Below are 12,985 nucleotides of genomic sequence, written 5' to 3' on the forward strand. Positions count from 1 at the left end.
CGGAACCTCGCCCGGGCGGTGGATGTGGCGAGTCTGGGGCGGTCGTTGGAGGCGGCGTTCTCCACGGCGAACCTCGCCCGGGCGGTGGATGTGGCGAGTCTGGGGCGGTCGTTGGAGGCGGCGTTCTCCACGGCGAACCTCGCCCGGGCGGTGGATGTGGCGAGTCTGGGGCGGTCGTTGGAGGCGGCGTTCTCCACGATGAACCTCGCCCGGGCGGTGGATGTGGCGCTAGCTTCGGCGGAGATGGCCCCGTCGCTAGCAGCGCTGGAGGGGATATCGTTCCCGGCTGGCTTGGAACCCGCGGACGTGCTCCGCCAGGAGTCGGCTGAACTGATATCCGACCCGGTGGGCTGGCTCACGGATACCGCAGACGCTGCCCGTAGAGGCGTCGAGAGCGCCAAGGATGCTCTCTTCCTATTCCAGTACCTCTTCGGGTGCTTCATGCTCTTTGCTCGGCGGCTCGATCCGTCCGCCAAGACGATCGAGCGGTTTGGGCCAATCCTTGCGCTCTCCGTCCTGCTCGTAGTGGCGGGCGGCACGGTCGAGGCGAAGGATCCCAAACTGATCGAGAAGATCAATGACCGGTTGAGCACTCCTCTGGGCCTGTTGGGCGTGTTCCTCAGCGTTGTGGGCGGTGCCCAGGCGGTGAGTCGTGCGAAGAGGCACAAGCCGAGTAAGCCGCGATGCGGCAGCAGCAAGCCCCGGAGAAAGGTGATAAGGCGCTACCTGCGGTAGAAGCTGATCTCCTCGTCCGGCAGTCTCCGACCTACCAGCCTCCCCGGACGGGGACAAGGTGGAGTGCCTCACCAGCCGAACGACCTTGGCCCCGTCCGGGGAGGCTGGTAGCCCTTGCGGTGCCCGGCGAGATGATCCGGGGCTGATCTCCGAGGAGGGCCGGGGTTGGGGCAGAGCCCCAAGGTCGTCGTGGTCCTGGTCGTCCGTCAGCGTGGCCGGCCGGCCCGGCCGATGCCGGCCGGAGGTCGCCAGCAGGCTGGGGCCGGGCCGGCGCGGCCCGCTTGCGGGCCGCCTTGATGTAAAAGAGGCTAATTCGGCAGTGTGAGTCCAGCGGGGAGCGCTAGCCGTTCAGATAGCCGCGAGATCGTTGGCATCACTCTTGCTGATCGCAGGGGTCTATGCATGAGGGCAAGTCCCTAATAGAGTCTCCCCACGGCCTGTTACGGATGGGGTGGGGATGAGTGACGTTCCTGGCGAAAACTTGCCCGAGCCGTGGTTTGCGGAGAGGTCTGGCGTAGTTCTGCTGTACCGCATCAACCGTCGACCACTCCCGGAGCCGTCGCTCTTTGCACATCAGCCCGAGCTTTTCATGGACCACCTGGTCGAAGTTTTGCAGTTCGGGGTGCCGGAAGTGACGGGACGTCGGAACAAACGAGAGTGGAGATTAGGCAACCGGGAGATCACTCCCGACGAGGATGCCCTGTTCGGCCAGATTGGCTGGGTTCGAACCGACTACAGGGCTGCCGATCACTACAATGAAGCGGAAATGCGCTGGGAAGACATCGTGGAGGGCCGGGAAGTATCGGCACGCGCCCCTTTCGTTATTGATGGCGGAAGTCGAATACTGGGCGTCTTGCAGCATCCTTCCTTCGCTCCTACCACGGTTGCAAAAGTCTTCGAGAATCTTCTCCGCCGAGGTGAAGAGGCAAGAGAGGCTGCCTCCACTGAATGGTCGGTGGAACCGATCCTCGATGAGCAGGACTTCTTGAGCTGGCTTCGATCGGTGGACTCGGTCCAGCGGATCATGATGGTCGCCAAACTTCCGAATCCCGATGCGCTGCCTGAGTTCGAACCGGTGTGGGATCGGATGCAGCAACGCAAGGCTCGGCTCCTGAAAGAGATCATGGAGGCGGCCAACGTCGAAGTTGGACTTCAGGACCTAGAGGAAGATGCCCAGGTTCGCGCCTTCCTTGCGATGGGTACCAATGCCTTCGGTTACGTCGTCGCTGACGGGCGGCGAGGGAGGCATGACACGAGATATGACCAGCGCGAGAGATCGGCCCACGAGCGAACTGACGAGCTACCATCGAACTGGATGCAAGTCCTGGGGATCATGCTTAGCATGATTCGGGATAGGCGGCGGCAATGAGTCTTGGGCGCGGAGAGTTTGGGTTCTGGCGGAACGTGGCGAGGACCTCGGTTGGTCAGTTAGTCGGCTTGGAGGGACTGCTTGCCGTTCTTCTTGGCAGCACTGGAGGAGTCCTCCTAGTTCTAAAGGCTCCGCTCGATGTCCGCGTCGCTACGGCCGGTGACATCCTTACCCTTGGTTCCGCTCTGGTCGGTGTCATATTTGCTGGCTTCGCCCTTGTAATAGCGCTGCTTTCGGATCGGTACCTGCTTCTCCTTGAGAAGTCGCCGAACGGCACCAGAGCGTTCCTCGCGCCCTTCATGATCAATATTGGCGTTCAAGTCTTCGTCGTGGTCCTCTCCGTGGTCTATCGCGCCGCCGCAAAATCCCTGCCCCTGCCTGCTGAGAAGGTCACGTTCGTTGCGCTTTGCATCCTGTTCCTGTATGCCGCCCTGAACATCGTTGCCCTTGCGCGAAGCGTCTTGGCGCACGGGGCAACTCGGGCAGAACAAGCGACGATCGATGAGTTGCAGAGGGTGGTCGATGCCCGGCGGAGGGCCGAAGGGATGACGGACTCTGGTGGCCGAGGTACGAGGTAGCTTCCGGCTTATGCGCCGTCATTTCTACGCCGCTAACTCCGCCCCTTGAGATTCAGCCGCGCCACCAAGCTCCACTCGTACATGAGCCGGTCGCGGTGCATTTCGATCAGGTCGACGTGGCTGATTCGAACGGTGGCAGGGCCTGGCTCGATGGCCTCGACGGCTCGGATGTAGGGCTCGGCGGGGCCGTCTGCGGTCAGGTAGGCGAAGCTGACGTGCGGTCGGTATCGGCTGGGGTCCTCGGGGACCTGGTCCTCTCCGACCACACGGCCGATGCCTGTCCGAGTCGCGGTGCGCAGCTGCTGCACTGCCTCCGCAGGGGTTGCCGGCATGACGACGGCTTCGTCGGCAACGACGATCTCGCGGAGCTCGACGTCGACGGCGGGAAGTTGTCCGAGCTGCTTGCCCGCCTCTTCGAGGATCCCGCCTAGGGTCTGGTCGCTGGTCTCGTCGGTGAAGCCGATGCCCTGCATAGTGAGGTGGAGCCATTGGTCCGGGATGAGGGTTACCGATGGCGCGGCGCTCAGCGCGGATCGGTAGGCGTTAGCCAGGCGGTAGAGGTCCGGCTGGTCTTGGAAGGTGACGTGGAAGGCGTAGAAGCGTCGGCCGACGCGCCATCCGGGTCGCCACCACCAGTGGTCGCGAACGCGGTCCGCGTGCTGCCCGGGGGCGAGGTCAGCGAATGACATGGCGTTCTCCTGTCAGACGTCGGACGGCGTTTCCGGCTCGGTCGCTGCCGGTTCGCCGGCGTCCCACCGACCGAGGTCGCCCGGCGCCTGGGCCATGGCGTCGCCGTGCTGCTCCGCGTCTACGCCAACTGCATCGACGGCGGAGACGACACCATGAACGACAAGATAGGCGACGCCCTCGGGTAAGTGGGGGACTGATGGAGGATGGCCCGGTGAGCACCGAGTCGCGTGAGGCGCTGGCCAGAACGGAACGTCTGGTGCTGCGGGATATCGGATCGTCCGACCTGCCGGTGCTTGAGCGGATGTGGCGGGACCCGGTGATGCGGCGTTACCTCGGCGGGCCGGTGTCTGACGAGGTGGCGGCCGAACGGCGGATGGGCGACCACACGGGCGGGCTGATGGTGACGAGGAGTTCCGGCGAGATCGTCGGCTGGTGTCACCTCGGCCGGTACCGGACGGGAGATCTAGAGCTGTCGTACGTATTCCTGCCGGAGTCGTGGGGGCGGGGCTACGCCCGGGAGGCGTGTGCGGCGGCCATCGCGCTGGCCTTCGACCAGTTCTCGCACGACGTCCGTCTGATCGCAGTGACCCAGGAGGCGAACCTTCGGTCGGTTCGTCTCTTGGAAGCCCTCGGCATGGTCCGGGTCGACGCGTTCGAGGAGTTCGACGCGCGCCAGGTGATGTACGCGATCGACCGCCCGTGGGCAGCGTCCGGGGCGTGAGTTAGATGGTGGGCGTCGAGACGCCGCAGTCAGCGCGGATGAGAGCGCCACAGTGAACCTCGATTATCTGGCGGTGTCCGAATGACGGAGTTGAAGGCCCTCGGCAGACGGTCGGTGCGGCGTGAGGTGCTTCCCCCGGTTCTCGCGGGAGCCGCCCTGGGGGTGGCCGCATTCACTGCCGACCTCGTGCCGGAAGCTGTGGTCAGGTTCCTCGTACCAGCCTTCAGCTTGGGATTCGCCTGGGGCGTGGTGGCCCTCGCGGTGAGCTACTACGCCGCGAGCTTGAGATCAGCTCCGTTGCCCACCGACCTCATTGTCCGGGGGCCTCGGGGGGCCTGCGCGGCTCGCGGTACCTCCCTCCGACTGCCCGGAATCTTCCACGAGTGGCGGGAAACTCCAGTCCGGGCTTGCATCTGGTACCTAGGTACAGGCTTACCGTCGCGGTATGAGTGACCACCACATCACGACGGACGACGCCTGGGTGCCGGATGCCTGCACCCTGCCGACGGCTGAGCGGCCGCTGCGGCTCGCCGAGTTTGATCAGTTCTTCACTGACGCCGTCCGGGGCGTCGACCGGCTGTCGGCTCAGCATCTGCGGTTGCAGCTCGACGGCGCGGCGCAAGTCGAGGAGACGGCCCGTGATCTGACGGCTCGGGAGTTGTCTTGCTGCTCGTTCTTCGCTTTTGACCTCTCCCGGTCCGGCCCGGATGCGCTGGCGTTGGACGTCCGGGTGCCGGCGGCGCACGCGGACGTGCTCGAGGCCCTCGCCGAGCGGGCTGCGTCTGTCCGGAATCAGGGATGAGCGGTTCGGGACTGCGTAGCGGTCAGTTGGCCGGCGCCGCCGGGGTGAACATGCAGACTCTGCGCTACTACGAGCGCCGTGGCCTGCTTGCCTCGCCGCAGCGGTCGCCGGGTGGGCACCGGCTCTACCCGGCCGAGTCGGTCACCCTGCTGCGGGTCATCAAGACCGCGCAACGCCTCGGCTTCACCCTCAACGAGGTTGCCGACCTGCTCGACGCCGGCCAGCACCAGCACGGCGGTCGACCCGACAGCGGCCTCCAGGCCCGAGCCAGGGAGAAGCTCATTGAGGTGGAGCAGAAGCTGGCCGACCTGACCGTCATCCGTGACACCCTGCGGGCCGCCATCTCAGCCGGTTGTGACGACCTGGTCGCCTGCGCCGCTAGTTCCTGCTGCCCTCTGCCCTTCGCTGAGCTGGTCGAGAGGACCGATCGTGCCGACACCTGCTAGCCGACTGCGCCGCCTACTGCCCTCCAGCATGACGGGACTCGCTGGAGTTGCCTGCGTCGCCTGCTGCGTGCTGCCGGCGCTGCTCGCCGCGGGAATCCTCGGCGGTGCCGGCTGGGCTGCGCTCAACCGTTTCCTGCCCGGCGTTGCCGTCGCCCTGGCCGTGCTCGCCGGCCTGTCCTGGTGGTGGGCCACCAAACGCCGGCCCAATAGCGGCTGCTCCGGCGGCAACTGCTCCTGCGGCCAACCCGACCAGCACGACCGCCAGGTAATCCCGCTGCGGTCCGACGCATGAATGTTGCCCGCTCGATCCTGTTGTTTCTCCTCGCCGCGCTCGCCGAAATCGGCGGCGCCTGGCTGGTATGGCAGGGCTGGCGGGAAAACCGAGGACCTCCCTGTACTCGACGCCGACACCGTACGACTCGGCTACGGGCTGGCAAGGGTCAGATGTGCCCCGAGCAGGTCTGCCGTACCTCCATTCGCCGGCCAGACGTCAGCCGGGCAATCCGCTAACGTTTGCCGGTGGCGGCCGAAGCAGCGGGTGCATATCGTCGGACACCGATCGAGCGAGCGGATCAGCGCATCTCCTGGAATCGGACGGACCAGGCCTTCTTCGCTGCCGGAGCGTGCCACATCCTGGCCTGGGTGTGCCGGGCCTCCTATCCGGACCGGCCGATCGAGATCGCGGGCGTGCGCCTGGCAGGCGACTGGCAGGTCTTCCACGTCTACGCGCTCTGGGACGGCTGGGCGTTCGACCACTCGGGCTGGAACGCCGAGCCGGAACTGCTGGAGACCAACACCACCTTCGAAGGCCGCCCGCTGGAGAGCGTCAAGATCGTGGAAAGTCTCGCCGAATTCTGCGAGACGCACCACTCCCGGATGCCGCACCAGTACTGGCAGGACCCGCTCCCCCGTGCTCGCGACTACGTGAGCCGATACACCCCACCTTGGGCGTAGTTCTGACGCTTGGGCAGCGCCCACTCCCTTCTGGATTCACCCGTCGGTTCCGGTTGGCTTCACGACGTTTCCCGGGGAGCTCTGGGCCGCCCCGCGCAGCTGGGTCGAGGCGGTCTATCCCAACCCCGCGTACTTGAACGAGGCCGACAGCGGGGGTCACTTCGCCGCCTGGGAGGTGCCGGAGCGCTTCGCCACCGAGGTGCGGGCCGCGTTCCGGCCGCTGCGGTGATCCTGATCCTGCTTCCGCTCAGCGGGAGGAGCGACGGTTCAGGGCGCGGGGGCAGGGGCACCACTGTTGACGTCGTGTTAATCGGTCGCGAATGCTACAGAGGTTGGGGTCGGACAACCATCGTCACCGATACGCCGACTCGACTGAGCTGCGGTGACGGCGTTCCGGTGCGACTGGCGAGTAACGGAAGCGTACCCGCCGAGGTACTGGCGCGAGCGCGATGAACCGGTATGGTGGTCGATGGCCGGGCGGGAAGTGGGGGCGTCACTGCCGGCTCCAAGCATCACGCACAGTGACCACCGCCCCGAATTAGGCGACTGCCTCACGGCTGGACCGAATTGCGTTGAAGGTCGTATTCAACGCTGTGCGAAGCGGTGAGACGCCCGTAAGCCCGTCATCTGGCCCAGTGTGATGACGGGGGTGGGCCGAACGGCGGGAAGTCACGGACGGTGGGGCCAGTCGGGGCCTCCACCCTTCTCTCGCTGCCCGCGCTGTGGCACGATCGTGGAACCTCCACTATCCCCACGACGCATTCCGACAGGAGCAATCATGTCTGGTCGTAGGTTGGGCCGGCTGTTTGGCTCGCTCCTCATCCTCGCTGCCGTAGCCAGCGTTGTCGTCGCCAACCACGGCGGCGTCCCAGCCGAACTGCACATGGCGGACATCATCTGGGTCTGACAGCTTCGCTCGACGGGCTGTCGATCCTCAGACATACGCCAGACCGACAGGGAGCGGGATGATCGCGCGCGACCAGTTGAGGCGTAGGTCGTCGGAAGACGCCTGGATCATCACGGCTCCGCTGATACTTCTCGCGGTCGCCTGCGCAACTCTCACGGGTCTGGTCGCCGACCGGCCGTTCGGCGACTGGCACTGGGCAGCGCTGCTTCTCGCGGCGATGATCGCCGCGGGTCTGCCGCTGCTGGTGCTGGTCGTCCGTCGGCAGTCGGTGGCCATGACGCTGACCGAGTTGCCGCTCGTGCTCGCTCTGTATTTCCTGCCGCCACTGACGGTCGTGGTCATCTACACGCTCGCGTCACTGGTCACGCAGCTGCGACACCGGATAACGGCGCCCAAGGTCTGGTTCAACGTCGCGCGGGCCGCCGCCGGGACTTCGCTCGCCACCCTGCTCCTCCAGGCGCTCCCACCGAGATCGGGTGTCGGTCCGGCGACCTGGGTGAGTCTCTGTTGCGCGACCAGTGTGGTGATCCTGGTCAGCCTCACCGCGGTCGCGTCCGTACACACCCTCCTGCAGGGTTGGCAGGCCGGGCGGGAGACGCTCCGTGCGGTGCCGTCCCTGCTTCTGACCGCGGGCATCAACGTCTCCGCAGGGTTGATCGTCCTGATCCTGATCCGGGTGTCCTGGTGGTCGCTGCTCCCGCTGGCCGCGCTGGCGGCCGGGCTCGCGCTGGTCTACCGCTCGTACACCCAGTTCTTCCGTCAGCACCGCACGCTGACGGACATGTACGAGTTGAGCCGCGCGGTGGCGGCCAGCGGTCAGGACGGGACGCTGGCCGACGCCCTGCTCGGGCGGGTACGCGCGCTGATGCAGGCCGAGTACGCCACCCTCTGGTTGCCGGCACAGGGACGACACCCCGAGATCCTGCTCACCGCACGGGTCGAGGACTCCGGCCTGCTGGACCTGTCCCTGACCCCGCCCGAGCTGCGGGAGAAGGTGCTGGAGACGGCTCGCCCCGTCACGGTCGGCCGTGGCCTGACCAGTGATCCCGAGTTCCGGGCCAGCCTCGCTGAGCGGGGGGTCAAGGACACCGTCGTCGTTCCGCTGCGGTCCGGCGGTGTGGTGATCGGGACGTTGGAGGTCACCAACCGGCTCGCCGACACGCTGTACTTCACCCAGCGCGACATCTCGGTCTTCGAGACGGTGGCCGCGCACGCGGCGGTTGCGCTGGAGAATTCCCGGCTGGTCGACCGACTGCGGCACGACGCGTACCACGACGCGCTGACCCGGCTGCCCAACCGGCGTCGGATCACCGGGGCGCTGGAGGAGTCGGTCAAGATCCGCGCGCCCGGCGAGGTGGTGGCGCTGCTGCTCTTCGACGTCGACGGGCTGCGCCAGGTCAACGAGTCCCTCGGTCACGCGGCTGGGGACAAGGTCCTCACCGAGGTCGCCAACCGGTTGCGGGCCAGCGCGCCGTCCTCGGCCCTGGTCGGCCGGGCCGGTGGGGACGAGTTCCTGGTGACGCTGCGCCTGGAGAGCGCCGACGCGGCGCTGGAGCTGGCCGGCCAACTGCGCGATCAGATCCGCGACGAGATGGTCTTCGACGCGCTCACCCTCGATGTGGACACTGCCGTCGGGGTGGCCGTACACCCGGATCACGGCAGCGACGCGGCGACCCTGCTGCTCCGGGTCGACCTCGCCGCCACGGCGGCCAAGTCGGTGCCGGGCAGCGTGCAGCTGTTCAACCCGGCGCTGGAGTCCCGGTCGCTGCGCCGGTTGGGCCTCGCCGGCGACCTGCGTCGGGCGCTGGACCAGGACGAGCTGGAGGTCTACTTCCAGCCGAAGGTGACCTTGCGGGACCGCCGCCTGGTCGGCGTCGAGTGCCTCGCCCGGTGGGAGCACCCGACACACGGCACGGTCGCTCCCGAGGACTTCGTGGCGGTGGCCGAGCACACCGGTCAGTTGAGCCGGCTCACCGAGGTGGTGCTCCGCGAGGGGCTGCGCCGCAGCCGCGACTGGGCGCAGGCCGACCAGCCGCTCTCCATCGCGGTCAACCTCGCCGCCCGTACGCTCACCGACCAGCACTTCCCGGACCGGGTGCACGAGCTGCTGACCGAGTACGGCGTGCCGGCGCAGCGCCTCACCCTGGAGATCACCGAGGCGGGTGTGCTGGACGGCACGGACCGGCCCATCCCGACCCTGCGCCGCCTGCGTGATTTTGGCGTCCGGCTGTCGGTGGACGACTTCGGCACCGGCGACTCGTCGCTGGCCCACCTTCGCCGGCTGCCGGTGCACGAGGTGAAGGTGGACCGCTCCTTCGTGCAGGGCATGGCGACCGATCCGGGGGACCTGGCCATCGTCAACGCGGTGGTGACCCTGTCCCAGCAGTTCGGCCTGGCCGTCGTCGCCGAGGGCGTGGAGAGCGAGCTGACCCTGGAGCTGCTCCAGGACATCGGCTGCGAGATCGGCCAGGGCTTCCTGTTCAGCCGGCCGCTGCCGTATGAGCGGCTGGCGGCCTGGTTCGGCGCCCAGGTCGACCCGGAATCGATCTCCGGTACGGAGCTTCCGCGCCTTCGTGTCGTGCCCTGAGCTGGGCGCGGACGATCACCGGGGATCCGATTTCACCTGTCGGGTCGGGCCGTGTACTCTTACCTCTGCGCGCCCCACGGGGAGATCGCGCAGGCCCCCTTAGCTCAGTCGGCAGAGCGTCTCCATGGTAAGGAGAAGGTCTACGGTTCGATTCCGTAAGGGGGCTCGAGGGTTCAGCTGGACCCACCGCGGCGGTGTAGCTCAGATGGCAGAGCAAGCGGCTCATAATCGCTGTGTCGCCGGTTCAAGTCCGGCCACCGCTACTCTCGTCTTCCGGGCTCGTTCCCGGTGGTCGTGGGGATGGGCGCCACTGGCGCCCACTTTGCATGTCCACGCAGTCAGCGACTAGGCTGACGCGTCGTAGTTGTTTCCGTTAGCGAGGAAGGCACTCCGCCGTGGCGAAGGCTACCGATGTCCGGCCGAAGATCACTTTGGCGTGTGTGGAGTGCAAGGAGCGCAACTACATCACGCGCAAGAACCGCCGTAACGACCCCGACCGCATCGAGCTGAAGAAGTTCTGCCCGCGCGATGGTCGGCACACGGTTCACCGCGAGACCCGCTGACCTGCGGCCGGCCCCGCGCCGGCCACTGTTGAAGCTCTTCCGATCGCCGATCTGACCGGTACGGCGCGGCTCCACCGCCGCCGACCGAGCAGATCGGCGATTGTGTTTTCCGTGTAGGTTCGCGGCATGCCTCTGGACCCTTCCTTCGTCGGCCGGACCTATCCGCCGACCGCCCCCTACCAGGTGGGCCGAGAAAAGATCCGTGAGTTCGCCACGGCCATCGGCGCCACCGATCCGGCGCACCACGACCCGGCGGCGGCCCAGGCGCTGGGCCACTCGGACGTGGTCGCCCCGCCGACCTTCCCGGTGGTCGTGACGATGGCCGCGAGCCGCCAGATCGTCGAGGACCCGGCGCTCGGCGTCGACTACAGCCGCGTGGTGCACGGCGACCAGCGGTTCGCGTACACCCGGCCGGTGGTCGCCGGCGACGAGCTGGTCTGCGCGAGCACCATCGAGGAGATCACCACCCGGGGCGGGCACGGCTTCCTGACCACCCGCACCGACGTGAGCACCGTCGCCGGCGAGCCGGTGGTCGCCGTGTGGTCCAAGATCGTCGTACGCGGGGAGGCCTGACATGGAGCTGCCAGCCAAGACCTTCCAGGTGACCCGCGCGGATCTGGTCCGCTACGCCGGCGCCTCGGGCGATTTCAACCCGATCCACTGGAGTGACCGGTTCGCCACCAAGGTCGGTCTGCCCGGGGTGATCGCGCACGGCATGTTCACCATGGCCCTGGTCAGTCGCGCCGTCACCGAGTGGGCCGGGGCGCCCGACGCGGTGGTCGAGTACGGCGTCCGGTTCACCCGTCCGGTGGTCGTCCCCGACGACGACCAGGGGACCGAGATCGAGGTCAGCGCGGTGGTCCGTGAGGTGACCGAGGACGGCCTCACCCGGCTCGACGTGACCGCCACCTGCCTGGGCGAGAAGGTGCTCTCACAGGCCCGCGCCACCATTCGTACGACGCGCTGAACCGCGCGCGCCACGCGTGGCGGGGAGACCGGTTGGGAAAGTCGGGTGGCTACCCGTACACTGGTCCGCCGTGGGGCAAGTGACCCCTGCTCGGTCGTCTGTGACCGCGTGGGGCGAGAGTTGCCGCACAGGGGTGTAGCTCAATTGGCAGAGCAGCGGTCTCCAAAACCGCAGGCTGCAGGTTCAAGTCCTGTCACCCCTGCGCCTCAGGCCTGACCGTTCCCGTGGGTCGCGCCGCCGAGCTGGCGGCGTCTGGCCCGTGGTGGTGGCATTGGCGGGGTGGTTCCGAGGCATCGGGCCCCCCGGTTGATCCACCGGCCGCGGCCCGTCGCGGGACGGTTGGTCCGGCCGGCGTGACCAGCGCCGCGCACGCCGCCCGGCGTGCGACCCGAGATTCCGCGACGGAGGGCGAAGTGGCCGACAACAAGCGGCGCGGCGAGGACGCCGGCGACGATCGTCTGGACGACGAGGTCGTCGACGACGTGGCCGACGACGACGCCACCAGCGCGGACGAGCCGGTCTCCCGGGGAGGCACCGCGACGCGGTCCCGCGCCCGGGCGGAGTCGGCGGACAGCCGGCCGACCACTCGGACGGAGACCGGTCGGGTGGGCGTGTTCGGCCGCATCGCCCGGTTTTTCCGCGAGGTCGTAGCCGAACTGCGTAAGGTCATCTGGCCGACGCGCAAGGAGTTGCTGACATACACCGCCGTGGTGGTGGCGTTCGTCGCGGTGATGCTGACGATCGTGGGTGTGCTGGACTTCGGCTTCGCCAAGGTCGTGCTGTTTGTCTTCGGCAACTCGAGCTGACCGGCTGCCTCCAGAGCCGATAGTGACGGAAGTGAGCGAGCGTGCCTGAGTACGACGAGACCGCCGGACCGGTGGACGAGCAGTCCACGGTCGCGACGGCGGCTGGTGACGAGTCGGTTGAGGCCGCCAGCGAGCCGGAGTTCCCAACCACCGAGCCCGCGCCGGACGAGGACTACGACCCGGTCGCCGAGCTGCGGCAGAAGCTGCGCTACGCACCGGGTGACTGGTACGTGGTGCACTCCTACGCCGGTTATGAGAACAAGGTCAAGACCAACCTCGAGACCCGGATCACGAGCCTCGACATGGAGGACTTCATCTACCAGGTCGAGGTGCCGACCCGGGAAGAGGTCGAGGTCAAGAACGGTAAGCGTTCTCAGGTCCAGGCCAAGGTCTTCCCGGGCTACATCCTGGTCCGGATGGAGCTGACCGCCGAGTCCTACTCCTGCGTCCGTAACACCCCGGGCGTGACCGGCTTCGTCGGCGCGACCGACCGGGCCGACCGGCCCGCGCCGCTCTCCCTCGACGAGGTGCTGAAGTGGCTGGCGCCGGCTGTCGAGACCGAGCAGAAGAAGGCGAAGCCCGAGATCAAGGTCCTCGACTTCGAGGTGGGCGACTCCGTCACCGTCACCGACGGCGCGTTCGCGTCGCTGCCGGCGACGATCAGCGAGATCAACGCCGACCAGCAGAAGCTCAAGGTGCTGGTGTCGATCTTCGGCCGGGAGACCCCGGTGGAGCTCAACTTCAACCAGGTCGCCAAGATCTGACCGGTCGTCGGCGGCGGGGCCCGCCCCCCCCCCCCCCGGGGGGCGCCCCCCCCCCCCCCCCCCCGCGGCCCCGGGGGGGGGGGGCGGGGCCACAAA

General features: G+C 67.5%; 16 protein-coding genes, 3 tRNA genes and 1 pseudogene. 18 read left to right on the top strand and 2 right to left on the bottom strand.

Features of this window, described 5'->3' with window-relative positions; translation table 11 throughout:
* The coding region (locus AB0K07_RS19380) for a hypothetical protein (RefSeq protein WP_363756817.1) at window positions 1-735 on the top strand (735 nt) is incomplete at its 5' end.
* A 457-nt stretch (window positions 736-1,192) separates the two neighbouring features.
* Complete coding sequence (locus AB0K07_RS19385; protein WP_363756818.1) at window positions 1,193-2,104, top strand: hypothetical protein; 912 nt, start codon at window positions 1,193-1,195, stop codon at window positions 2,102-2,104.
* 122 nt (window positions 2,105-2,226) lie between these two features.
* Here AB0K07_RS19385 and AB0K07_RS19390 read toward each other — a convergent pair whose 3' ends face one another.
* The gene (locus AB0K07_RS19390) at window positions 2,227-2,574 is read right to left on the bottom strand and encodes a hypothetical protein (RefSeq protein ID WP_363756819.1); all 348 of its coding nucleotides are present in this window, start codon (window positions 2,572-2,574) and stop codon (window positions 2,227-2,229) included.
* A 140-nt stretch (window positions 2,575-2,714) separates the two neighbouring features.
* On the bottom strand, window positions 2,715-3,371 hold the full coding sequence (locus tag AB0K07_RS19395; RefSeq protein ID WP_363756820.1) for a 2'-5' RNA ligase family protein: 657 nt from the start codon (window positions 3,369-3,371) through the stop codon (window positions 2,715-2,717).
* A gap of 212 nt (window positions 3,372-3,583) precedes the next feature.
* Between AB0K07_RS19395 and AB0K07_RS19400 the strand changes: the two genes are divergently transcribed.
* From AB0K07_RS19400 to nusG, 16 genes and pseudogenes are all read left to right on the top strand, one after another.
* Entirely contained in the window at window positions 3,584-4,093 is a 510-nt protein-coding gene (locus AB0K07_RS19400; protein ID WP_363756821.1) for a GNAT family N-acetyltransferase, read from the top strand.
* Window positions 4,094-4,538: 445 nt separating this feature from the next.
* Entirely contained in the window at window positions 4,539-4,895 is a 357-nt protein-coding gene (locus AB0K07_RS19405) for a hypothetical protein (RefSeq protein WP_363756822.1), read from the top strand.
* Complete coding sequence (locus tag AB0K07_RS19410; RefSeq protein ID WP_363756823.1) at window positions 4,892-5,341, top strand: MerR family transcriptional regulator; 450 nt, start codon at window positions 4,892-4,894, stop codon at window positions 5,339-5,341. The genes AB0K07_RS19405 and AB0K07_RS19410 overlap by 4 nt, the downstream gene beginning before the upstream one ends.
* Before the next feature lie 28 nt (window positions 5,342-5,369).
* On the top strand, window positions 5,370-5,633 hold the full coding sequence (locus tag AB0K07_RS19415) for a hypothetical protein (protein ID WP_363756824.1): 264 nt from the start codon (window positions 5,370-5,372) through the stop codon (window positions 5,631-5,633).
* Window positions 5,630-5,728, top strand: a pseudogene (locus AB0K07_RS19420) (hypothetical protein); the annotation flags it as partial. The gene AB0K07_RS19415 and the pseudogene AB0K07_RS19420, both read left to right, overlap by 4 nt.
* Before the next feature lie 132 nt (window positions 5,729-5,860).
* Entirely contained in the window at window positions 5,861-6,295 is a 435-nt protein-coding gene (locus AB0K07_RS19425) for a hypothetical protein (RefSeq protein WP_363756825.1), read from the top strand.
* A gap of 778 nt (window positions 6,296-7,073) precedes the next feature.
* Window positions 7,074-7,202, top strand: a complete 129-nt coding sequence (locus tag AB0K07_RS19430; protein WP_363756826.1) for a hypothetical protein — start codon at window positions 7,074-7,076, stop codon at window positions 7,200-7,202.
* 58 nt (window positions 7,203-7,260) lie between these two features.
* The gene (locus tag AB0K07_RS19435) at window positions 7,261-9,789 is read left to right on the top strand and encodes a sensor domain-containing phosphodiesterase (protein ID WP_363756827.1); all 2,529 of its coding nucleotides are present in this window, start codon (window positions 7,261-7,263) and stop codon (window positions 9,787-9,789) included.
* 93 nt (window positions 9,790-9,882) lie between these two features.
* Window positions 9,883-9,955 (top strand) — tRNA-Thr (locus AB0K07_RS19440).
* A 24-nt stretch (window positions 9,956-9,979) separates the two neighbouring features.
* Window positions 9,980-10,052: transfer RNA gene (locus AB0K07_RS19445), tRNA-Met, on the top strand.
* 132 nt (window positions 10,053-10,184) lie between these two features.
* On the top strand, window positions 10,185-10,352 hold the full coding sequence (gene rpmG, locus AB0K07_RS19450; RefSeq protein WP_007073056.1) for a 50S ribosomal protein L33: 168 nt from the start codon (window positions 10,185-10,187) through the stop codon (window positions 10,350-10,352).
* A gap of 126 nt (window positions 10,353-10,478) precedes the next feature.
* The gene (locus tag AB0K07_RS19455) at window positions 10,479-10,925 is read left to right on the top strand and encodes a MaoC family dehydratase N-terminal domain-containing protein (RefSeq protein ID WP_363756828.1); all 447 of its coding nucleotides are present in this window, start codon (window positions 10,479-10,481) and stop codon (window positions 10,923-10,925) included.
* A 1-nt stretch (window position 10,926) separates the two neighbouring features.
* Window positions 10,927-11,319, top strand: coding sequence for a MaoC family dehydratase (locus AB0K07_RS19460; RefSeq protein WP_363756829.1), 393 nt, complete (start codon window positions 10,927-10,929; stop codon window positions 11,317-11,319).
* 129 nt (window positions 11,320-11,448) lie between these two features.
* Window positions 11,449-11,521: transfer RNA gene (locus tag AB0K07_RS19465), tRNA-Trp, on the top strand.
* Window positions 11,522-11,732: 211 nt separating this feature from the next.
* Window positions 11,733-12,125: a preprotein translocase subunit SecE gene (gene secE / locus AB0K07_RS19470; RefSeq protein ID WP_363756830.1), complete on the top strand. Its 393-nt coding sequence runs from the start codon at window positions 11,733-11,735 to the stop codon at window positions 12,123-12,125.
* Window positions 12,126-12,166: 41 nt separating this feature from the next.
* Window positions 12,167-12,889, top strand: a complete 723-nt coding sequence (nusG, locus tag AB0K07_RS19475) for a transcription termination/antitermination protein NusG (protein ID WP_363756831.1) — start codon at window positions 12,167-12,169, stop codon at window positions 12,887-12,889.
* The last annotated feature ends 96 nt before the right edge of the window (window positions 12,890-12,985 follow it).

This window comes from Micromonospora sp. NPDC049301 (assembly GCF_040678715.1).
In the GTDB taxonomy this organism is placed as follows: domain Bacteria; phylum Actinomycetota; class Actinomycetes; order Mycobacteriales; family Micromonosporaceae; genus Micromonospora.